Origin of the sequence: Arenibacter sp. P308M17 (assembly GCF_003426735.1) — a bacterium.
GTDB lineage: Bacteria > Bacteroidota > Bacteroidia > Flavobacteriales > Flavobacteriaceae > Arenibacter.
In genome coordinates this window covers 253,729-275,749 of the sequence record NZ_QVON01000006.1, presented here as the reverse complement: position 1 = coordinate 275,749, position 22,021 = coordinate 253,729, and the positions used below count along the sequence as shown (strand labels likewise).

At 42.0% G+C, this 22,021-nt stretch carries 23 protein-coding genes and 1 tRNA gene; 9 read left to right on the top strand and 15 right to left on the bottom strand.

The features are described 5' to 3' along the window. The first annotated feature begins 138 nt into the window (after positions 1-138). From kduI to D0S24_RS15690, 4 genes are all read left to right on the top strand, one after another. Positions 139-981 carry a 5-dehydro-4-deoxy-D-glucuronate isomerase gene (gene kduI / locus D0S24_RS15705; protein ID WP_117020770.1) on the top strand — a complete coding sequence of 281 codons (843 nt, stop codon included), beginning with the start codon at positions 139-141 and terminating at the stop codon, positions 979-981. Between the two features lie 5 nt (positions 982-986). Further along, positions 987-1,781: a gluconate 5-dehydrogenase gene (locus tag D0S24_RS15700; RefSeq protein WP_117020769.1), complete on the top strand. Its 795-nt coding sequence runs from the start codon at positions 987-989 to the stop codon at positions 1,779-1,781. 10 nt (positions 1,782-1,791) lie between these two features. Then, a complete protein-coding gene (locus D0S24_RS15695) occupies positions 1,792-2,970 on the top strand; it encodes a DUF4861 family protein (protein ID WP_117020865.1) in 1,179 nt (392 codons plus the stop codon). Between the two features lie 159 nt (positions 2,971-3,129). Continuing rightward, the gene (locus D0S24_RS15690) at positions 3,130-4,659 is read left to right on the top strand and encodes a pyruvate kinase (RefSeq protein ID WP_117020768.1); all 1,530 of its coding nucleotides are present in this window, start codon (positions 3,130-3,132) and stop codon (positions 4,657-4,659) included. A gap of 83 nt (positions 4,660-4,742) precedes the next feature. Here D0S24_RS15690 and D0S24_RS15685 read toward each other — a convergent pair whose 3' ends face one another. Next, entirely contained in the window at positions 4,743-5,105 is a 363-nt protein-coding gene (locus tag D0S24_RS15685) for a helix-turn-helix domain-containing protein (protein WP_117020767.1), read from the bottom strand. A 112-nt stretch (positions 5,106-5,217) separates the two neighbouring features. Here D0S24_RS15685 and D0S24_RS15680 point away from each other — a divergent pair, with 112 nt between their 5' ends. From D0S24_RS15680 to D0S24_RS15665, 4 genes are all read left to right on the top strand, one after another. Then, on the top strand, positions 5,218-5,598 hold the full coding sequence (locus D0S24_RS15680; RefSeq protein WP_117020766.1) for a DoxX family protein: 381 nt from the start codon (positions 5,218-5,220) through the stop codon (positions 5,596-5,598). A gap of 219 nt (positions 5,599-5,817) precedes the next feature. Next, positions 5,818-6,270 carry a hypothetical protein gene (locus D0S24_RS15675; RefSeq protein WP_117020765.1) on the top strand — a complete coding sequence of 151 codons (453 nt, stop codon included), beginning with the start codon at positions 5,818-5,820 and terminating at the stop codon, positions 6,268-6,270. Positions 6,271-6,470: 200 nt separating this feature from the next. Further along, complete coding sequence (locus D0S24_RS15670) at positions 6,471-6,725, top strand: DUF6364 family protein (RefSeq protein WP_117020764.1); 255 nt, start codon at positions 6,471-6,473, stop codon at positions 6,723-6,725. Continuing rightward, the gene (locus D0S24_RS15665) at positions 6,715-7,146 is read left to right on the top strand and encodes a PIN domain-containing protein (RefSeq protein WP_117020763.1); all 432 of its coding nucleotides are present in this window, start codon (positions 6,715-6,717) and stop codon (positions 7,144-7,146) included. The genes D0S24_RS15670 and D0S24_RS15665 overlap by 11 nt, the downstream gene beginning before the upstream one ends. A 19-nt stretch (positions 7,147-7,165) precedes the next feature. On the opposite strand, the gene D0S24_RS15660 is transcribed toward D0S24_RS15665, so the two are convergent. Then, positions 7,166-8,815, bottom strand: coding sequence for a sulfatase (locus tag D0S24_RS15660; RefSeq protein WP_117020762.1), 1,650 nt, complete (start codon positions 8,813-8,815; stop codon positions 7,166-7,168). Positions 8,816-9,315: 500 nt separating this feature from the next. Here D0S24_RS15660 and D0S24_RS15655 point away from each other — a divergent pair, with 500 nt between their 5' ends. Further along, entirely contained in the window at positions 9,316-9,789 is a 474-nt protein-coding gene (locus tag D0S24_RS15655) for a hypothetical protein (RefSeq protein ID WP_117020761.1), read from the top strand. Between the two features lie 228 nt (positions 9,790-10,017). Here D0S24_RS15655 and D0S24_RS15650 read toward each other — a convergent pair whose 3' ends face one another. The 13 genes from D0S24_RS15650 to D0S24_RS15590 form a co-directional block, all read right to left on the bottom strand. Then, positions 10,018-11,814 (bottom strand): arylsulfatase, encoded by a 1,797-nt coding sequence (locus D0S24_RS15650; RefSeq protein WP_251795803.1) that lies wholly within the window; start codon positions 11,812-11,814, stop codon positions 10,018-10,020. 318 nt (positions 11,815-12,132) lie between these two features. After that, a complete protein-coding gene (locus tag D0S24_RS15645; RefSeq protein WP_117020760.1) occupies positions 12,133-12,426 on the bottom strand; it encodes a type II toxin-antitoxin system RelE/ParE family toxin in 294 nt (97 codons plus the stop codon). Continuing rightward, positions 12,413-12,655, bottom strand: a complete 243-nt coding sequence (locus D0S24_RS15640; RefSeq protein WP_117020759.1) for a type II toxin-antitoxin system ParD family antitoxin — start codon at positions 12,653-12,655, stop codon at positions 12,413-12,415. Before D0S24_RS15640 ends, D0S24_RS15645 begins: the two co-directional genes overlap by 14 nt. Positions 12,656-12,886: 231 nt before the next feature. Continuing rightward, positions 12,887-13,288 (bottom strand): hypothetical protein, encoded by a 402-nt coding sequence (locus tag D0S24_RS21165; protein ID WP_181938117.1) that lies wholly within the window; start codon positions 13,286-13,288, stop codon positions 12,887-12,889. 24 nt (positions 13,289-13,312) lie between these two features. Continuing rightward, positions 13,313-13,386: transfer RNA gene (locus tag D0S24_RS15630), tRNA-Arg, on the bottom strand. Continuing rightward, a complete protein-coding gene (locus tag D0S24_RS15625) occupies positions 13,364-13,621 on the bottom strand; it encodes a GIY-YIG nuclease family protein (RefSeq protein ID WP_117020757.1) in 258 nt (85 codons plus the stop codon). The genes D0S24_RS15630 and D0S24_RS15625 overlap by 23 nt, the downstream gene beginning before the upstream one ends. A 182-nt stretch (positions 13,622-13,803) precedes the next feature. Then, on the bottom strand, positions 13,804-14,253 hold the full coding sequence (locus D0S24_RS15620) for a GatB/YqeY domain-containing protein (RefSeq protein WP_117020756.1): 450 nt from the start codon (positions 14,251-14,253) through the stop codon (positions 13,804-13,806). Between the two features lie 94 nt (positions 14,254-14,347). Continuing rightward, the gene (ftsZ, locus tag D0S24_RS15615; protein WP_117020755.1) at positions 14,348-16,273 is read right to left on the bottom strand and encodes a cell division protein FtsZ; all 1,926 of its coding nucleotides are present in this window, start codon (positions 16,271-16,273) and stop codon (positions 14,348-14,350) included. 45 nt (positions 16,274-16,318) lie between these two features. Further along, on the bottom strand, positions 16,319-17,647 hold the full coding sequence (gene ftsA / locus D0S24_RS15610) for a cell division protein FtsA (protein WP_117020754.1): 1,329 nt from the start codon (positions 17,645-17,647) through the stop codon (positions 16,319-16,321). A gap of 3 nt (positions 17,648-17,650) precedes the next feature. Next, positions 17,651-18,370, bottom strand: coding sequence for a cell division protein FtsQ/DivIB (locus D0S24_RS15605; RefSeq protein ID WP_117020753.1), 720 nt, complete (start codon positions 18,368-18,370; stop codon positions 17,651-17,653). Positions 18,371-18,380: 10 nt separating this feature from the next. After that, entirely contained in the window at positions 18,381-19,742 is a 1,362-nt protein-coding gene (murC, locus tag D0S24_RS15600) for a UDP-N-acetylmuramate--L-alanine ligase (RefSeq protein WP_117020752.1), read from the bottom strand. A 4-nt stretch (positions 19,743-19,746) separates the two neighbouring features. Continuing rightward, on the bottom strand, positions 19,747-20,841 hold the full coding sequence (murG, locus tag D0S24_RS15595) for an undecaprenyldiphospho-muramoylpentapeptide beta-N-acetylglucosaminyltransferase (RefSeq protein ID WP_117020751.1): 1,095 nt from the start codon (positions 20,839-20,841) through the stop codon (positions 19,747-19,749). Next, positions 20,828-22,021 (bottom strand): FtsW/RodA/SpoVE family cell cycle protein, encoded by a 1,194-nt coding sequence (locus tag D0S24_RS15590; RefSeq protein WP_117020750.1) that lies wholly within the window; start codon positions 22,019-22,021, stop codon positions 20,828-20,830. Before D0S24_RS15590 ends, murG begins: the two co-directional genes overlap by 14 nt.

Below are 22,021 nucleotides of genomic sequence, written 5' to 3'. Positions count from 1 at the left end.
TTAGTAAGTTGACTTGCACAAATATATAAACTTATAAATACAATCGATTGTATTTTGATAGGTTTTTAGTATATTTACGAACTGGTGTAGAAACACTTCTATACTCACCACTTTTTAAAAACCTAATAATTTAGAATCATGAAAAATAATTATGAGGTCAGATATGCCTGCTCTCCCAAAGAGACCAAAGAGCTGACCACAGAAGGACTGAGAAAAGAATTCCTAATCCAAAATTTGATGGAAGCGGATACCATCAATTTGGTGTACACCCATTTTGATAGATATATAGTTGGAGGGGCAATGCCCGTTAAAACCCCATTAAAGCTAGACACCATAGACCCATTGAAATCGAATTATTTTTTGGAACGGAGGGAGATCGGCATCATCAATGTGGGCGGTACAGGAGCTGTAAGTGTCAATGGCCGGAAATACGATTTAGACTACAAAGAGGCCCTATATATTGGCAAAGAAAACAAGGAGGTCACTTTCAGTAGTGACAATGCGGACAAACCTGCCAAATTTTACCTCAATTCCACCCCTGCGCACAAAGTATTCCCTACCAAAAAAATAAGTCGGACCGATGCCGAGATCGTAGAAATGGGCGCTATGGAAACCGCCAATGCCAGAACTATAAGGAAATTGATCGTAAACAGTCTGGTAGAGACCTGTCAGGTGCAAATGGGAATGACGGAATTAAAACCGGGCAGTGTTTGGAACACCATGCCCGCTCATGTACACGATAGGAGAATGGAAGTGTATTTCTATTTTGAAATTCCTGAAGAGCAAGCCGTTTGCCATTTTATGGGACAACCCCAAGAAACAAGACATATCTGGATGGCCAACAATGAAGCCGTAATTTCCCCACCCTGGTCCATACACTCCGGTTCGGGAACCAGCAATTATACTTTTATTTGGGGAATGGCCGGTGAAAACTTGGACTACGGAGATATGGACCACTGCAAAATAAAAGATCTAAAATAACCAATATGTCATTAAACCTATTCGATCTAACAGGAAAAACAGCACTGATTACCGGGGCTACGCACGGCCTTGGAAAAGCCATGGCCATAGGATTGGGAAAAGCAGGCGCCACCCTGGTCATTAACGGGGCCTCCTCCCACGAAAAATTGGACAATGCCGTTACCGAATACAAGGCTTTGGGGTTACAGGCCCACGGCTTCCTTTTTGATGTTACCAATGAAGCCAAGGTCAAGGAAAACATTTTTAAAATTGAAAAAGAAATAGGCCATATCGATATTTTGGTAAACAATGCCGGGATCATTAAAAGAATTCCCTTGGAGGAAATGGAAGTTGCCGATTTTGAAGAGGTTATAAAAGTAGATTTGGTGAGTCCGTTTATCGTCTCCAAACAGGTGGTAAAGGGCATGATCGCCAGAAAGGAAGGCAAGATCATCAACATTTGTTCCATGATGAGCGAACTGGGTCGAAATACGGTAGGCGCCTATGCCGCTGCAAAAGGCGGATTAAAAATGCTTACCCGCAATATGGCCACCGAATGGGCCAAACACAATATACAGGTCAATGGCATAGGACCTGGTTATTTTGCCACTACACAGACCGCCCCAATAAGGGTAGACGGACACCCCTTCAATGATTTTATAGTGGGCAGAACCCCTGCCGGTAAATGGGGAGATCCGGACGACCTGCAGGGTGCTGCCATATTCCTAAGCTCCAAGGCCAGCAATTTCGTTAACGGACAAATAATTTATGTAGATGGGGGCCTATTGGCCACCATTGGAAAACCAGCAAATGAAAATTAAAACAAGGATCATGAAAATACTTACCAAATCAGTTCTATTTTCTGTGTTGGCGGTGCTGTCCACTGCCTGTTCCGAAAAAAAAATACCCACCACCATAACGGTAAAAAATATTCTTGACCGGGAGCGGACTACAGAGACCGTAGAACTTACCAAGGCCATGCTAAAGGTGGAAGATCTATCCATTATTGGTTTAAGGAACAAGGAAACCAATACCCTTGAAATTATCCAAACGGTAGATAATGATGGCGATGGTACCATGGACATAGTCTTATTTCAGCCGAGGATGGCGGCGAAGGGGGAAAGCAAATTTGAAGTAGTTACAGTGGAACCCGGGGAAAATCCCAAGGCACAGGAATTGTGTTATTCCAGGTTTGTTCCGGAACGTACGGATGATTACACTTGGGAAAACAACAAGGTCGCCTTTAGGGTCTACGGACCCACCGCACAGAAAATGGTAGAGGATAAAATACCGGGCGGTACCCTTTCCAGCGGTGTCGATGCCTGGTTGAAGCGGGTAGACTATCCTATAATCGACAAATGGTACAAAAAGGAACTAAGTGGAACCGGTAGTTACCATGAAGATACCGGGGAAGGCCTGGACGATTTTCATGTAGGTGCCAGTCGCGGGGTGGGCGGTATTGCCGCCAAGGTAGACACTACATTTTACTATTCCAAAAACTATACCCAATGGCGCACCATTACCACCGGCCCTATAAGGACCAGTTTTTATTTGGAATACGAAGCCTGGGACGCCAATGGAAAGACCATCAAAGAATCGAAAATCATAAGCTTGGACCTGGGCCAAAATTTATCCAAATTCAATATCAGCTTAGAGGGGGTAGAAGATATATACGCGGGACTAGCCCTACACGAAAAAGATGGAGAAGTAAGTGGGAATACCGAAAAGGGATGGGTAAGCTATTGGCAGCCCCATGGGGATTCGGAATTGGGTACGGCCATTCTTGCCCCTAAGGACACTTTCATGGATTTTGAAAAGTATGATGTAGCGGCGAAGGACTTAAGCAATGCCTATGCCCATTTAAAAGTCAAGAACAGGGAAGTAACCTACTACGCCGGTTTCGGCTGGAAAAAAAGCGGGCAATTTAACGGCAAATCGGAATGGGAGCAGTATTTGAACGCCTTTTCAGAACAGCTACAACACCCTTTGGAAGTTACGGTATCCCCATAGGGATCGGCAATTGACCTACATTTTTTGGGCCGTACCACAAAAGCGGTACAATACCTTGGTAGAACAGCTGTTTTTACACAAAATTTAACTTCTTTTTGTATTTCCTACGGTAAGTATCCCTGTTTTATATGCGTATTTTTATATTTTAAAAAATGCCATATGGACCTTCAAAAACTGGAACGGGAACTCGAAACAATTTATAACAAATTGATAAGGCATGAGGCCACTGCGGATAAAATTGCTGATTCCGTACACCCACAATTTAGATTCAGTGCCAAGAACCTCTATCATTATTTACTGCTTCGCAGTGTGGATATCCGCAAGTTACAGAGCGATCTGTCCGAAATAGGGATTTCCTCTTTGGGAACAGGAGCCGGATATGTCTATGAAAATGTCTCCAACGCCCTTAAGTTGGTCAAATTATTGAACGGAAAAACTTGGGAAAGCGACACCGAACGGGACACACTAGGGTTTACGGAAAGTAAACAACTATTGAGGGATCACGCCAATGACCTCTTTGTATCGGATCGTGGCGGCAGGGATACGGAAATAATGGTTACCATGCCCGATGAAGCGGCCACCGATAAAAAACTACTTGAGAAATTACGTTCGGCAGGTATGGGCATTGCCCGTTTAAACCTGAGCCATGGCAATGAAGCACTTTGGACAAAGATCCTGGGCAAAATAAAATCCGTTTCCAAGGAAATTCATATTTATATGGACCTACCGGGCCCCAAAATAAGAATTGGCAATATCTACCATAAAATGGATACCGTTACGCCAATGGAAAACGTTCCGTTCGTAAAGATTGGCAAAGGGGATCTATTATTGCTGATAAAGCCCAACTCTCCCTATGCTTCAGGAAAACAGAAAAAGATATCGACTTCCAAGGAAAACATCCTGATAGAAGTTACCCTACCACAGATCATTGACGACCTTAAAACGGGGCAGCCTGTATTTTTTGATGATGGTGCCATAGAGGCCAAAGTAATTAGCCTCAACGAGGAAACGGCATCCTTGGTGGTGAAAAAATCACATAAGAAAAAATTAAGGTCCGGGAAGGGCATCAACTTACCGGTTACCCACCTTAACCTGCCCTCCCTAACTTCGGAAGATGTGCAGCTATTGCCCTTCATTAGTGCCAATTCGGACCTTATGGGCTATTCCTTTGTACGAAATGCCGAGGATGTAGCCTTTCTTTATGAGGAACTGGACCAATTGGGGGATACGAATACCGGAGTGGTATTTAAGATAGAGAACAGGACCGCCTTTGAGAATTTACCTTCCATACTCTTCAGTGCCATGAAAAGACCAAAAATAGGAGTGATGATCGCAAGGGGCGATTTGGCGGTGGAGATTGGTTTTGAACGTATTTCCGAAGTACAGAACCAAATATTATGGTTGTGCGAGGCGGCACAGATACCCGTCATCTGGGCTACCCAGGTGTTAGACACCATGGCCAAAAAGGGCATGGCCACCAGGGCGGAAATTTCGGATGCCACCATTAGTGCCCAAGCAGAATGCGTAATGCTCAACAAGGGCCCTTTTATAGTGGAGGCCACCAAAACCTTAAAGAATGTGCTGAAGCGCATGGAAGCCCACTCCCAAAAATCCAAAAACACTTTAAGGGCCCTAAAAGTGGCCAAAACGGGACTCAAAAATATCCATAAGGATTTTCAGGTGAAGTAGTAGCAGTTGGCGCGAGCCTACCTTGGTCGGCAGACAGGCATCACGCTCGTAACAAAACCCAACTATTATCAACATAGAAGCAATTAATTACTGATTTCGGACTTGTCCCCAAAGATTTTCTTTCTATGGTTTATACCCCAGTTCTGCAATTCCATGATAACTTTTTTTAGGGTGTTGGAATGTTCGGTATGTCTATATTCGGTGCGGACTGGAAACCCATTTATAACAGTTCTTGTAATCAACTGATTTGCTTCCATATCCTTCAATTCCTTGGACAAAACCTTGGTACTCAACTTGGGAATACTTCGCTCAATTCCCCTAAAGTGCTTGTTTCCTTCCCATATGGAGATCAGGATCAACAGTTTCCATTTTCCGCCTATTACATCTAAGGTATCCCTTACGGGCAAAAGGGCGGACATACACTCTTTATGTTCCTTTTTCATCATCTACTTTTCTTATTGATTACCTAAAAGTAACTGGTTACCAAAAGGAAACTGATTACTATAGGTAATCAAAAATAATTAATTTTGCCTCATTGTTCATTAAAATATTTGATATATGAAAAATAAAATTCTAAATGGTCTATGTATCCTATTCGGACTAATGATGGTCAATGCCGGATTAAACAAATTCTTCAACTATATGCCTATGCCCGAAATGTCTGAAGAAATGATGCAAATTATGGGTAGCTTTATAACCATAAAATGGATCTTACCCCTTGTTGCCATTGTAGAAATTATAGGAGGGGTTATAATGGCAATTCCGAAAACAAGGGCCTTGGGAGCAATCATAATCCTTCCGGTTATGGTAGGAATATTTGTTCATCATTTAGTACTGGATATTTCAGGTATTGGAATGGCACTAATCTTATTTGCCATTAACATTTGGGCAATTGTAGACAATTGGAATAAATACAAACCAATAATAGTAAGTGAATAAGAGAATACATGAACAAAGAATTTATACTATTTAAGTCAATAATTGAAAAATCTAGTAAACACCCGTTGGCGCGATGGTCACGCTAGTGATAAAAAAACAGTTCAATATCCAAAAGCCATTGCCTATTTCCTGTTCTCTTTTCTTAAGCTGTCCTGCTATTTCAGAAATACTTATATTCACCAAATAGGATTACCTGAAAATCACTGAAAATAAGGTACCATGAAAGTGCAGGCAATAGTAAAACAAGGTCATGGGGTTGCCTCCGGGAAGGCAAAGGACCCTCGTTATCCCAAGGGAACCATACAAACCCAATCCCCACATTTTTTGCAAAAAGGACTAGACCTGGGTCCATACTTTTTAGGGACCATTAATTTGGACATTGCACCGTATTCCTTTACAATAGTAAGACCAAAATATTTTCTTAAGGACATCCATTGGTCTCCATTTATCCCTCCGGAAAATTTTTACTTTTTCGATGTATCGCTTCAAATTAACAAAAACACCTATAAAGGGTTAATCTATATGCCCGATCCTGCCACCAAGGCAGAACATTTTCAGAATCCGACCATATTGGAGCTAATACTTCCCAAAATTAACGGATTAAAATATGGGGACGAAGTCATTATTAATGTCGATGAAGAGCAGATGAAACTAAAAAACATCCACGAATAACTGGACTTTTGATGGCTGGTCTTGCAATAAACCATAACTATTTTTTTTAAACGATTCTTACAAAGAAAAGTATCAAGGAACGTACCATCGAAAAAGTAAATTTTATGACCAAAATCATAGCCTAAACCTAAGCTCTTATTTAAAAAACACGTGTTGTAAATATGAAATAAAACACGTATTTTTATTGAAAATAAAATAGTATGAATACTAAATTAACTTTAACAATAGAAAAAGAGGTCATTGAAATTGCAAAGGAATATGCAAAAGAAAAAGGACAAAGCCTTTCGGAAATGGTTGAAAACTATTTTAAGTTTGTTACAGTCAAAAGAATGAAGATTAAGGAAAAACAACTTTCCCCTAAAGTTAGAAAACTAAGGGGAATTATTAAAACTGATGAGAATTTTGACTACAAACAAATTTTAACCGAAGAGCTTTCAAAAAAATATGGAGTATAAGCTTTTTGTAGATTCGGATGTAGTCATTGACTTTTTTACCGACCGCGAACCTCACGTAAACCCTGCAAGTGAACTTTTTGAACTAAATGAACAAGGAAGCGTAAAATTGTATCTATCCGTTGTAAGCATCAATAACATTTACTATATCGTGAGGAGATTTTTAGGACACAAAAAAACTCTTGAAGTTATTGAGACATTAACTGAAATGACTGAAATTGTTGGAACGACAAAAAAAGAGATTATTCAAGCATTAAAGAATAATTTCACCGACTATGAAGATTCTGTCCAATATTCTTCTGCCTTAATGATCAAAGATCTGGATGCCATTATTACCAGGAATATAAAGGATTATAGGAATTCTTCAATTGCAGTTATGACACCACTGAATTTTCTAAAAATGAAAGAAAAAAATGAGAGCTAATAATTAAGCGTTCGTGCGGTCAGTATTTGCCAGCTTCAAAGCTTATAGGATCACTTGGCACATATCCGATCCTATGTGCCACGGATATGACACGCTTGTCAGGATCTATGGGAAAAGCTCCGGTATACACTTGCCAGGATTTCTTTAACCCCTCATTCTCCTTTAACACTTGGTACCCCAAGGAGGCTCCCTCGGTTTCGCTATGAATTTCCACCATATTGTTCCGCTGTCGTATGATGGGAGGTTGGGTAACGGGTTGTTCCCCATGTGGCCAAATAGAGGCTATATACTCCTTTTCGGGCAGCAAACCTTTATCCTCAATAGCCGTCATCCAGCGCTCACATTCCTCTCTGAGCTCAATTAATTTATCCTTATACTGTGGGTTATAGGCCAAGTTATGAAGTTCATAAGGATCGTTCCATGTATCGAACAATTCTTCCGGCGCTTTTTTGTCCCTAAACCATTGCGCCTGAACTTCGTTAAGTTCATTATTATCCCGCATACGGAGCAATTCTTGCATTACGGGCATTTGCTCCCTGTAAACTACCGGCAAATAATAGCCTTGGTCCGGTCTAAAATTCTCCAGGTATTTATAACGCTTGTCCCTAACCGCCCTGATCATATCATAGATGGCATCCAGCCTGTCTGCGGCCCCATGCAAATATTTCCTGGCCTCCTTGGATTCAAATCCCCCGGCAAAAGCCCTGCCATCCAAATATTCCGGGGGCTCAATCCCGGCCAAGGACAATAGGGTGGGCTTAAAATCAACAAAACTTATCAACCGATCATCTACCTTACCGGCATCTTTCTTGTCCGGATATCTGATTACCAAAGGCAATCTCATACCGGAATCGTACAATAATCGCTTTTGTCGGGGCAAGGGACCGCCGTGATCGGCATACCAAAATATAATCGTATTTTCCAACAGTCCATCCTCCTCCAATTGTGTTAGTATTTCTCCCACCTGATGGTCCATTTCCTTGATATTGGAATACATTCTCCTAAGATCGGTTCGGCCTACTTCATTGTCCGGTAAATAAGGAGGAACAGGCACTTCAAGATCTTTATCCACCCAAAGGGAATCCTGGGCCTTGGCCCAAATCTGTGATTCGTGCGTAACCCCCAAATTAAATATGGAAAAAAAAGCTTGTTCGGGTTTGCGGTTTCTCCAGTGTGCGGTCTTACTGCTTTCATCCCATGCAGTTACAGGGGCCTTAAATTGATAATCCTCTTTACTGTTATTGGTACAATAGTATCCTATCCTTCTAAGGTATTCACTGTGCATCTTCACCACTGCAGGAGGCAGGGCTTCATAAGATGGGAGTCCAACAGGATAACTGGGTCCGTTACCGTGGTTTCTCATATGGTGCGCCCCTATATGGTTCTGGTACATGCCCGTGGCAATAGCGGCCCTACTGGGGGCACATACCCCTGAGGACGAAAAGACATTGGTATAACGGACCCCTTCTGCCGCCAATCTGCTAATATTGGGAGTAACCACTGTGGAATCTCCAAACGATGGGATTACCGGACTAAGGTCTTCCGCCACGATCCATAGAATATTGGGTCTTTGATTGGTCTCCGTTGGGTTTTTTCCCTGGACTTTCCCCTGGTTTTTACAGCCTACAAGTAGTAGTACCGCTATTAAAAGAATAGGAATATTTTTCATCTGCTCATTTTTTTTTATAGGTCAGATGTAATGCCCTGTTGATCATGTTGGTTGGTTTGCAATTTGTTAATGGGCATTTCATGGCATTATAGTATCAGGGATGTAATCCGTATTTTCTATAAACATACAAAATATAGATTTTAAGGCTCATTTCAAACATTTTCTTCCAAAAACCATAGTGCTGTAGTTGGTTCTGACTGTTGATCATTGCTGTCCCATTAAAGTTTAAAATTGCTCTTTAAAATATTTGAAATATAGTTGGTTACAGAGGTTTTACGACCGAACGGACTTGAAAATATAGCTTTGTACCCGATGAACCTGACAGTCTATGTTTCAAAATAAATATGTTTCCCCCTATTTAATATCCTAATGTTTAGTACATGACAATCCTAATGCCATAACCTATTTTTGGTTCCCTCTTCCAAAAGCTGTCCTATTAATTTTGGAATACTTATATTCAACAAATAAGATTACAGAAAAATCACTGAAAATAAGGTACAATGAAAGTGCAGGCAATAGTAAAACAAGGTCATGGGGTTGCCTCAGGGAAGGCAAAGGACCCTCGTTATCCCAAGGGAACCATACAAGCCCAATCGCCACATTTTTTGCAAAAAGGACTAGACTTGGATCCATACTTTTTAGGGACCATTAATTTGGACATTGCACCGTATTCCTTTACAATAGTAAAACCAAAATATTTTCTTGAGGACATCCATTGGTCTCCATTTATCCCTCCGGAAAATTTTTACTTTTTCGATATATCGCTTCAAATAAATAAAAACACCTATAATGGGTTAATCTATATGCCCGATCCTGCCACCAAGGCAGAACATTTTCAGAATCCGACCATATTGGAGCTAATTCTTCCAAAAATTGACGGGTTGAACTATGGAGACACGGTCATTATTGAGGTCGATGAAAAGCAGATCCAATTAAAAAACACCCTTGGAATACCTAACCAAAAGAAGAACTAAACGGTTATGGTCTACCAAAGCCACAGCAACTTAGATGCAATATGGCCAAATACTTGTTTCTGATCTAGACCTCCTCTTTTACACTTCACGGCCTATACACCCTTATTTAAAATTGAAACTGATCATCCCCGAGGCAGAGCTCTGTCTAAAGACCGACAAAGGCAGTCTAGCATCTGATTTGTAGATAGTTAAAGGATGTTATCTTGGAACCGAATTGTCTTTATCACATCAGTTCACCCTCTTGAATAATAACAAGCGTACATCCATAACTTCCTCCCCAGGTATTTTTAGCGCTTTAAGCACCAAATTGCCCCGACCCTTTTTAAACCGTATTTTTCCCAGATCCATAGGAAGAAAGTCCTTGGTATAGGATTCAATTCTAGGGTCGCGGTCCCGTTCTGCCCCTACCAGCGGTGGGTCATATGCCTTGGTTACCGTGCCCTTTAAGGCACTATCCCCTAAGCGCAATTCAAATTCGGAGCCTACATTCTTTTCTTTGGCGGTATAATAGAGTTCCACTTCAAATTCGCCATCGGCCAATACCTCCACATCCCAGCTGATACTATCTTTGGTGCTTTTCCAGTTGGTAAAGAAAGTATCGTTGGGATGCCTGCTGCTACGTTGAATACCACCATATGCCACCCCATCCCTTGCAGGGATTTGGGTATAGACATAATCTGGATGGCCCAAAGTAAAGGGCCGATCCTCTGTCTCTTTGGAATTTGGCATCACCTCTTTAAGCCAATCTTCTTTTAATTGTTTCAAGGAGTCCGTGATTTGTGGTAGTTTCTCTGAAAGGTCTATGGTCTGTCCCCCATCCTTGAGCATATCATAAAGTCTGTCCCCACTATCTAAACGGTATTTTTGCGTTCTAATACTAGTACCACTGTTCCAATGATTATAGATCACCCTATCGTCCCAAGTGGGGTTATCCTCCATCAACAACGGCTTCAAGCTTTTCCCGTCCAAGGGTTTCCGGGTATTCACTTCAATTTGGGCCAAATCCGATAAGGTGGGCAATATATCTATGGAACTTGCTATTTGTAATATATGCTTTCCTTTAGGCAACTTGTTCTTCCATTGCATCAGCAAGGGGGAACGCACCCCTCCCTCATCGGTAGATCCCTTTTTACCTCTTAATCCCCCGTTCCAACGCCAGCCATTTGGTCCGTTGTCCGAAAGATATATTACAATAGTATTTTCTTCCAATTGCAGATCCCTTAGTTTGTCAATTACCCGGCCCACATTGTAATCTAAATTTTCCACCATGGCGAGTGCCGCCCTAGTAAAGTTCTCGTTTTCCTCCTCTTCCCCATGATATTTCATAGCAAGCTCCTTATCCTTGAACCTATCCCAATACTCATCGGGTACCTGCATTGGGCTATGGGGCGTATTATAAGGAAGGTAAAGGAAAAATGGCCTTTCCTTGTTCCTGTCCATAAAATCCAGGCCCTTGTTGGTAAGATCATCAATTATAAAGCCTTCTCCCTTAACTATTTCTCCATTGTGCTCCAACATCGGACTGAAATAATTGCCCCAATGCCCAGAAGCAAACCCGTAAAAATCATCAAACCCTCTTGCATTTGGATGGTAGGGAGGCTGCATCCCGTTATGCCATTTCCCATATGCCGCAGTTACATAACCGGCATCCTTAAAAACTTCGGCTATAGTGGTTTCATCCAAATTTAAACGTTCGCCGCCCGAGGAAGTGGAATAGACCCCTACTCTATGAAAATAACGCCCTGTGAGCAGTTCCGCCCTAGTGGGCGAACATACCGGGCTTACGTAAAAATGATCAAAAGTGACCCCGTTTTTGGCAATGGCATCTATGTTAGGGGTGGCCAGATTGGTATTTCCGGAAATTCCCAGATCTCCCCAGCCCTGATCATCGGCCAAAATGAGTACAATGTTGGGTTTTTGGTCCTGTTGGGTATAGGAGGTTGATTCAGATGTTGCCTTTTCCTTACAGCCAAGTGGAATTCCAAATAGGGCCAAGGCCATATACTTTACTAAAACATTCCTCATTTGACAGTTATTTAATTGGTGGGATTTTGGAAATATAAGATAAGAAACTTAGTGGATTACTATGTATATAGTCTAAAACCCATCATTAAATCTTTGTCGACCATTTCTTTTTTGATATGGACTTAAGGGCACTTAGACTAGAAAGCCACAAAAAGTTGCGCTTCGCTATACTTCAAATCAACCGGTCCCCTCCTAAATTGAACTAAGGGATTGGCTGCGCCCATCCCTCAAAGCTCCGCTTTGAAAACCACAAAATGTAGAAGGCTAAATAACACTTTACAAAAGGTAAGATCTATAATGAGTATCCTTTATTTGAACTTACAAATGCTCATCGAAATTCATTCTTTTACCTAGAATCCTAACAACGTATATTTCACCAGGATTATCAAATAAATAATAAATTACATGGCCTTTGAATTTATAGAACTTTAATCCGTTGGCAATTGGTGAGGCATCTCTAGAGAGTTCTGGGCGTTCTGCCAGTTCTTCCAAAAAATCTTCTAGCTCGGTCAAATAACCAACAGCTTGTTCGATACCGAAATACTTTATCCCGTATTTATAAATTCCAATAACATCAAATTGAGCCCTAGCGGAAAGATTATAGCTCCCCATTATCTACTTTCTTGATAATATCGCTTATTTTCAAAGGGCTTCGGCCGCTCTGAAGACCTTCATCTATGGCCTGCTTCAGTTCCAACAGTTTCATATTTTCTGCCTGATCTTTTCTGACCAGTTCACGGATGTATTCACTATCATTGGTAAAATCCCCCCTCTCAACTCTGAGCTTGATCCAATTGTCCTGTTGTTCTGTGAACGTTATTGACTTTCTAGTGGTTTGCATAAATATCTTTTTTGATGCAAAATAGTATTTTTTTGCACCGCTTGACAATTATTTAATTGTTTATTAGTACTTTCTATGGATAGTACGATCAAAATGAGCATAGTAAACCAGTTGCAATTAGGAATATAAGATTGTAGAATTAGAAACAGCACCTATTTTCATGGTACATCTAACTAAAAATAGCCTAGCCAAAACGACCTTATAATTGTTGAAGCGACAATAAATATATTCTTAAAATGGTAAAAACCCAGATTTTGGACTTGAGCCACTAACGGATTGGCTGCGCCCATCCCTCAAAGCTCCGCTTTGAAAACCACAAAAAGTTGCACTTCGCCAAACTTCAAAAAAGAAGCGAGTTTCAACTGGATCCCACAATTTTCGAAACATTACGGCACTCGGGGATTGGCTGCGCCCATCCCTCAAAGCTCCGCTTTGAAAACCACAAAAAGTTGCACTTCGCCAAACTTCAAAAAAGAAGCGAGTTTCAACTGGATCCCACAATTTTCGAAACATTACGGCACTCGGGGATTGGCTGCGCCCATCCCTCAAAGCTCCGCTTTGAAAACCACAAAAAGTTGCACTTCGCCAAACTTCAAAAAAGAAGCGAGCTTCTTTTTTGAAGCTCGCTTGCACAACCACTTTTTTGTGGTTTATTCGTGACCCCGGAGGGATTCAAACCCCCAACCCTCAGAGCCGAAATCTGATGCGCTATTCAGTTGCGCCACGGGGCCGTATATTTAATTTTCTCCAACGTCTTCCTGCAGCAGATTTTAGATATTTTTCCCTTTTTCTAGCTGCCAACCTGGTTTCGTAATCCTCCGTCAGAACTAATTCCCAAGGAACATAGGCCTTGGTCGATTTTGTCTTTCCAGAATTATGCTGTTTTATACGAACTTCAATGTTGTCCGTGATTCCAACATAATATCTTTCAAAATTACTACTATATATTTCATAGACCTTATACATTCACTATAAAATCTGATGCGCCCCGCCCGAACGTGCCAACTGTTGTTCAATATATCTACCCTACCACGTTCGGGCACGGGCGGGTATTCAGTTGCGCCACGGGGCCATTATTTAGTTCTCGGTCGGCAGCGGCAGTAAGCAGTCCTATATTTAAAAACACTGCCCACTGCAACTGCCTACATTTACATTAAGTTCTTTTTAACAATAGTCGATATGGTCTTGCCATCTGCCTGTCCGGCCAATTTCTGGGAAACGATCCCCATAACCTTGCCCATATCCTTCATCCCGGAAGCACCAACTGCTTCAATGGTCTGTACTACTACCTTTTCTATCCCTTCCTCGCCCAATTGTTCCGGAAGGAATTTTTCAATGATCAAGGCCTGTGCCAATTCCGGCTCTGCCAAATCTTCACGCCCCTGCTCCTTGTAGATGACCGCGCTATCCTTGCGCTGCTTTACCAATTTTTGGACCAGCTTTACTTCCTCCTCCTCGGACAGTTCCGTTCCCGGACCTGTTTCGGTCTGCGCCAACAATAAGGCCGACTTAATAGCGCGCAACGATTCCAATGCCAAGGTGTCCTTGGCCCTCATTGCCGCCTTCATATCTTCCATTACCCGCTGCTGTAAACCCATATCTTTTTTTTAGCCCTGCGAAGATAAAAATAAACCCGAAAATAAAAGCTATTTTCGGGTCTAAACTTTAGGATTTATAGTTCTGTAAACAGAATTAGTCTACGTTGTCATGTAAATAGGAGTTGTTGGAACGCAATTGTATATCGTCATTGCTGTCCTCACTTAAACTAGTTCTGGAAACCTTACTTTCCTTGGGATTTTCATTTAAGCTTATCCCTTGCCGCTTATAGGCCGGCTGCTTGGAAATTTCATCCAGATTGCCAAGGCTATTCTGGAATTTATAATTAAAATCCTTCAATTTTTTTCTACGCTCGTCCGCGCGTTCCTTTAACAAAATCTCAATAGGGGTATTAACGGGATCTTCGTCCTCCACCTTCACCCGTTGCTGATTGGATTCCTGCTTGGCAATGGTACGCTTTTCAAATATCAGCTCGTCCTCCACAATACGAGGCTCAAACTCCTCGGCCTTGGATTTGGCCCCGGTAAGTTTTTTTTCCAACTCCATATAATCGTCCAAACTATAGCGTTTTTCGCCGTTCTTGTTGTACTCCAACACGGGAATTACCTCTACATGGTCCTTTACCTCAAAATCCTTCACCTCTTCATCCAGATCGAAAGTAATGATGTGCTGCGCCTCTTCTTCCTCTTCCACAGGCTTTTTGGCCAAAGGCATATCAAAGCTGAATTCGAACTGATCTTCCTCTTCCATCTTATGGGATACAACCCGTGGATCTACCACTTCCATATCCTTGATCTCATCGGAGGCATTGATAATGATAAAATCGTCCTGAACATTTTCCGCCACCACTTCCTCATAGAACACATTAAAATTCCTGATAAAATTGGTAGTAGATATCAAATCCATTTTTGGCTCCTCTTGCACAGGGTTGTGCTTCACCGGAGTTGCCTTTATTTCCTCTTCTTCGACCAACTGGTGAACAACGTTCCTTGGAGTAAGATTATGCTCCGCACGCTGTTCATCTTCTAACGTATGAATGATTTTTTTGGATTCCGTATTTACTATATCATCCTGTTGATCTATATTAAAACCCGTGGCAATGACCGTAACTGCGATGGCCTCGCCCAGTCCCTCATCTTCACCGACACCCATAATGATGTTGGCCCCAAAACCAGCCTCATTTTGAATATGGTCATTAATCTCACCTATTTCGTCTATCGTAATTTCCTGAGCACCGGAAACGATAAGCAACAATACATTTTTAGCACCAGTAATTTTGTTGTCGTTCAACAAGGGGGAGTCCAAGGCCTTCATTATGGCCTCATGCGCCCTTGAGGAACCTGAAGATATAGCCGATCCCATTATGGCCGTTCCACTACTGCTCAATACCGTCTTGGCATCCCGTAAATCTATGTTCTGGGTATAGTGATGTGTAATGACTTCTGCAATACCGCGAGCGGCGGTAGCCAATACTTCATCCGCCTTGGAAAAACCGGCCTTGAATCCTAAATTGCCATATACTTCCCTTAATTTATTGTTATTGATAACAATCAAGGAATCTACATTGGCACGTAATTTTTCTATTCCCAACTGAGCCTGTTGGCAACGCATTTTCCCTTCAAATTGAAAAGGCATGGTAACGATCCCTACTGTAAGAACATCCATTTCTTTTGCCATTTTTGCAATGACAGGGGCAGCACCAGTACCTGTTCCCCCGCCCATACCGGCAGTAATAAAGATCATCTTTGTGGTGGTATCCAGCATTTGCTTGATTTCCTCCATACTTTCAATAGCGGCCTGTTCCCCTACTTCGGGATTGGCACCAGCGCCCAATCCTTCCGTCAACGAAACCCCCAGTTGTATCTTATTGGGTACGGGACTATTTTGAAGTGCTTGCGAATCAGTATTGCAAATCACAAAATCCACACCATTGATACCGGCCTGGAACATGTGGTTTATGGCGTTGCTACCGCCACCGCCAACACCTATGACCTTAATTACATTGCTCTGATTCTTGGGCAAATCAAAGGATATACTTTCAAATTCAGTGTTCTTGCTCATATTTTTTATTTTACTGGTTTACTATACTATTCCTGTTTTTATAATCTATTCCGCATTATCCAAGAAATCCTTCAATTTCTCGGACCATTTGTCAAAAATAGATTTACGCTCCTTTTTTAGGGCCGTTTTGGTCTGGGTATGTTCTTCTCCGGTAAAAACCTCATGTTCCAGATCCTTCTCCAAGGTTTCCTGACGCATTTCCCTTACCTTGGCCTTGTTCTGAACGGCGTTCATCAACAATCCCACCGCTGTGGCGTACAACGGACTGGCTATTTCCTCGTCCGAGTCCCCAGCCAAATGCTCATTGGGGTATCCGATCCTAGTGTCCATTCCCGTTATATATTCTACCAATTGCTTTAAATGCTTTAACTGGCTTCCACCACCGGTCAATACAATTCCTGCGATCAATTTTTTCTTTTGTTCCTCGTGTCCATAATTTTTGATCTCCACATACACCTGCTCCACAATTTCCACCACTCTGGCATGTATGATCTTGGAAAGGTTTTTCAAGGTAATTTCCTTGGGCTCACGCCCCCTTAAACCAGGGATGGAAACAATTTCATTATCCTTGTTCTCTCCCGGCCAGGCCGAACCAAACTTGATCTTTAAAAGCTCTGCCTGCTTTTCTATTATGGAACAACCTTCCTTGATATCCTCGGTGATTACATTGCCCCCAAAAGGAATTACAGCGGTATGACGGATAATTCCATCCTTAAAGATGGCCAAATCCGTGGTACCCCCACCTATATCGATCAGCGCCACGCCCGCCTCTTTCTCTTCCTGACTTAAAACCGCATTGGCGGATGCCAGTGGTTCCAAGGTGATATTCCCTAAATCGAGACCTGCACTCTTAATACACCTTCCTACATTACGGATAGAGGAAACCTGCCCCACCACAACGTGGAAATTGGCTTCAAGCCTCCCCCCATACATCCCCATGGGCTGTTTTATCTCCGCCTGACCATCTACCTTGAATTCCTGGGGCAGGACATGGATAATTTCTTCCCCTGGAAGCATCACCAATTTATATACCTGGTTACAAAGCTTTTCCACATCATCCTCATTGATCACTTCTTCGGATTTGGCCCTGGTGATATAATCACTGTGTTGCAAACTTCTAATATGCTGTCCCGCAATACCGACCACAACAGAGCTGATCTTTAAACCAGAATTGCCCTCGGCCAACTCAACAGCTTGCTGGATGGACTTAATGGTCTGCGTAATATTATTGACCACTCCGCGGTGCACTCCCAAACTTTTAGATCTGCCAATACCCAATATTTCTATCTTGCCATACTCATTTTCCTTACCAATAATGGCTACAATTTTGGTGGTTCCAATATCCAACCCAACTGAATAATTACCTTGTTCCATATCTTAAATTTTGGTGCACACTACCTGGTTATTAAATTCTAAACTCACCCTCTTATAATCGTTCAACGTTTCATCCTTATTCGCCTTGGTGTAAAAAGCTTTAAAATTGCCGAACTTTTTCTCCAGTTCATCCACATGACCCAAATCCACCACAAAATTCTCCATTCTAAACTTCAACTGATATTTTTGCTCCTCGGTAATATGAACGCCTATTATATTCTTTCGTAAGAATTCATCAGAATTTATATAAGTCAAAATTTCGTACACTCCCACCATACTGTTATTGGTTATTACTCCCGTAATAATAGGCACCCGGGCAGAATGATATTCGGAAAATGGCATGCGTTTCCCATCCTCATCAATATAAAACTTTGCTTCTCCCTCAACTCTTCCGATTGGTTTGCGCTGTATGACTTTAGCCACAAGATCCCCGTTTACCGTAAGATAAACTTGGGCATTTTTTACCATTTCACTAGCTTCTATAGCTTTTTCTATAGTATTCAAAACTATATCTTCTTTGGGCAGGTTTCTAAGGTCCCCAGAATTTTGTATTAACAATTTATTAACCGCCTCTTGTGTCATGTAAAGATTTTGATCCCCCACGAACTCAATTTCAATATTGCCTATACCTTTATGCTTGTTCCTTGCACTGGAAAATGCATAAAGACCCGTAATTACTAGCAACAGGGCCCCGAATTTTATGAAATTCCAATTCATTTTCATCTGTTTATATTTATTGTTTTTTATGGCTAAGGATTAGTTCATTTTTAATTTTAGGGACTTCCAATCCAATATCTCCGGCCCCCATGGTAATTAAAACGTCCGGATTTTGGGCCAATATTTCCGATATCAAATCCGACTTTTCAATTAATTTTTTCCTTGGGCTTATAATTTTATCCAACAACCATTGAGAGGTAACCCCTTCAATTGGTTTTTCCCTGGCCGGATAGATGTCCAACAGTAACAAACTCGGAAAATTGGACAGACTTTTAGCAAATTCATCTACAAAATCCCTTGTCCTGGAAAACAAATGCGGCTGAAAAACGGCCAATACTCTTTTACCGGGATGCATTTCGGAAACAGCCTGAAAAGCGGCATCCAATTCTGTAGGATGATGTGCATAATCATCTATAAAAACAAAATCGGAATTCTGTATCTGGTAGGAAAAACGTCTTTGCACCCCTTTGAAAGTGGCCAAGGCCGCTGCCAAACTTTTTGGGGACGAACCGGCCTGAACGGCCATGGCATAAGCTACCAATCCATTGAGCAGATTGTGTCTTCCCGGTTTATTGAACCTAACGGATTTAAGATTGGCTTCCGGAGATTCCAAGTCAAAAATATAACTGCCCTGATCTATTTTTATATTTCTAATGCAGTAATCGGAACCGTCCTCAATACCATAGGTAGTTCCCTCCAAAGCCAGACCATTGCGCACGAACAGCTTACCGTTGGGCTTTATCCGCCCTACAAATTCCTTGAAGGACTTTTGAAGCCCTTCGCTGTTGCCGTATATGTCCAAATGATCTGCGTCCATAGAGGTAATACAGGCCACATTAGGCGATAACCTAAGAAAGGAACGATCAAATTCATCTGCCTCTACCACTGAATATTCAGAACCTTCCAATAAAAAATTACTGTTGAAATCTTCTGAAATCCCACCCAAGAATGCCGTAATGGGAGTTCCAGTCTCTTTCAACAAATGCGCCAATATACATGAGGTGGTAGTCTTGCCATGGGTACCGGCCACTGCAAAACAAAAAGTATCCTTTGTTATCAATCCCAACACTTCCGAGCGCTTTTTCACCTGAAAGCCATGGCCTACAAAATAATTAAACTCCCCATGGTCTTTAGGTACTGCCGGAGTATATACCACCAAGGTATTATTGACCTCCAAATACGTCTTGGACACCAGTTCCAAATCATCGTCATAATGCACTTGGATGCCCAAATCCACCAAATCCTTTGTAAGCGGTGTCTCGGTCTTATCATAGCCCGCAACGTTCTTGCCTACAAATTTAAAATATCGCGCAAGGGCGGACATACCAATACCTCCAATACCAATAAAGTAAACGTTATGTATATCTTTTATGCCCATTTTCTTATTGCTGTACCAATAATTTTTCTATTTCATCCACAATCTCCCTGGTAGCGTTGGGTCTGGCCAAACTTTTGATATTGGTTCCCAGCTTCTTGCCCAATGCTTCGTTATTGACCAATTTCAAAAACACCGTCCCGAACTTTTCATCCAATTCCGTTTCTTTTACCATAATGGCCGCATCCTTTTCCACCAAGGATTGGGCGTTTTTTGTTTGATGGTCCTCCGCTACGTTCGGGGACGGAACAAAAATTACGGGCTTTCCCACTATGCACAGTTCTGAAACCGAACCTGCTCCGGCCCTGGAAACAATAATATCTGCCGCCCCATAAGCAAAATCCATCCTATTTAAAAAGGCCATTACTTTGACATCCGCACTTTCATATTTCTTATATTCTTCATAATAGAGCTTGCCGCTTTGCCAAACTATCTGTATTCCCTGTTCCTTAAAAAAAGGCAAATTCCGTTCAACAAGCATATTTATACGTCTCGCCCCCAGACTCCCGCCCAGAACCAGCAATGTAGTTTTACTTGGCTGTAAACCAAAGAAGCCCAAGGCCTCTGCCCTATTATCCGTTAAAGAGACCAAATCCCCACGTACGGGATTGCCCGTCCTTACAATTTTATCCTTTGGAAAAAATTTCTCCATACCATCATAGGCCACACATATTTTGGCCACTTTACCCGCCAATAATTTATTGGTGATGCCTGCATAGGAATTTTGTTCCTGTAACACACACGGGATCCCCTTGCCCGATGCCACCTTCAGGAGAGGGCCACTGGCAAATCCACCCGTTCCTACAACGGCATGGGGTTTAAAATTGCGTACTATCTTTGCTGCCTTTATCAAACTACTTATCACTTTAAAAGGAAACATTAAATTTTTCAAAGTGAGCTTCCTTTGCAACCCACTTATCCATAAACCTTCTATTTTGTACCCTGCCTGGGGCACCTTTTCCATTTCCATTCTATCCTTTGCCCCTACGAACAAAAATTCGGCATCGGGATACCTAACTTTCAGCTCATTTGCTATGGCAATGGCCGGATAAATATGTCCGCCCGTGCCGCCCCCGGATAATATAAATCTATAACTGCCCACTTAATACCTCTAAAGGGTTGGTCACATCCAATTCCTCTGGCTCGGATTGGACATGTTTATTGCTTGCACTGAGTATAATTCCTATAGCCAAACAGGTCATCCAACTTGAGGTACCACCACTACTGATCAAAGGCAAGGTCTGACCTGTAACGGGAAAGAGTTCTACGGCCACCGCCATATTTATCAACGCCTGAAATACAATTGGTAGCCCAACTCCCAACACCAGAAGTTTCCCAAATACGGTTCCATTGCTATTTGCCACCACTACTATCCTAAAAAGCAGCAACAAATAGAAGAACATTAATACAAAGCCTCCCAACAGTCCGTACTCCTCCACGATAATGGCGTAAATAAAATCGGAGGAACTTTGTGGCAAAAAATTCTTCATCACGCTCTTTCCTGCTCCATTACCCACTATTCCCCCTGTTGCAATGGCTATTTTTGCCTTTTCAATTTGATAATCGGCCTCCGTATCCTCAGGATTGGAAAAGCTTTCTATTCTGCTCATCCAAGTATCCACCCTATTGGGAAATAGATCCGGTACGGCCTTGGCCGTTAAAATGAACAAGGTTAAGCACAATATACCTACCCCAACTATTCCCAACAGATACCTAAGGGGATACCCCCCTATAAAACATAAGAGCAGGACCATGGAAAATATAATGCCGGCCGTTGAAAAATTGGCAGGTAATATGAGCACTACGACCAAAAAAACAGGTATCCAAAGCGGCAGGATACTCTCTTTAAAGGTTATGGTCCTATCCTTTATTTTTGTCAAATATCTAGCAACGTAAATCATTAGCACCACTGCTGCCAAGTTGGAGGTCTGAAATGTAAAACCAACAATGGGGATACGGATCCACCTACTCGCATTGGCCCCATCTATGACCTGCCCCTGGGCAAGTGTATAAAGCAATAAAAGCAATACCACAGGCATTGCAATCAAGGATAGGCCCTTAAAAAAATGAGTGGGAATACGGTGTACCCCGTAAATAATACCAAATCCCATTAATAAAAGAATGGCATGCTTTACCAGATAACCAATGGTAGTCCCGTTGCCCACCACGTATACCAAATTACTGCTGGCACTATAAACAGGCAAAAATGAAAACAAGGCCAAAAGGGCTACTACTGCCCAAATTGCTTTATCCCCATTAATTTTGTTTAAAAATCCGAACAC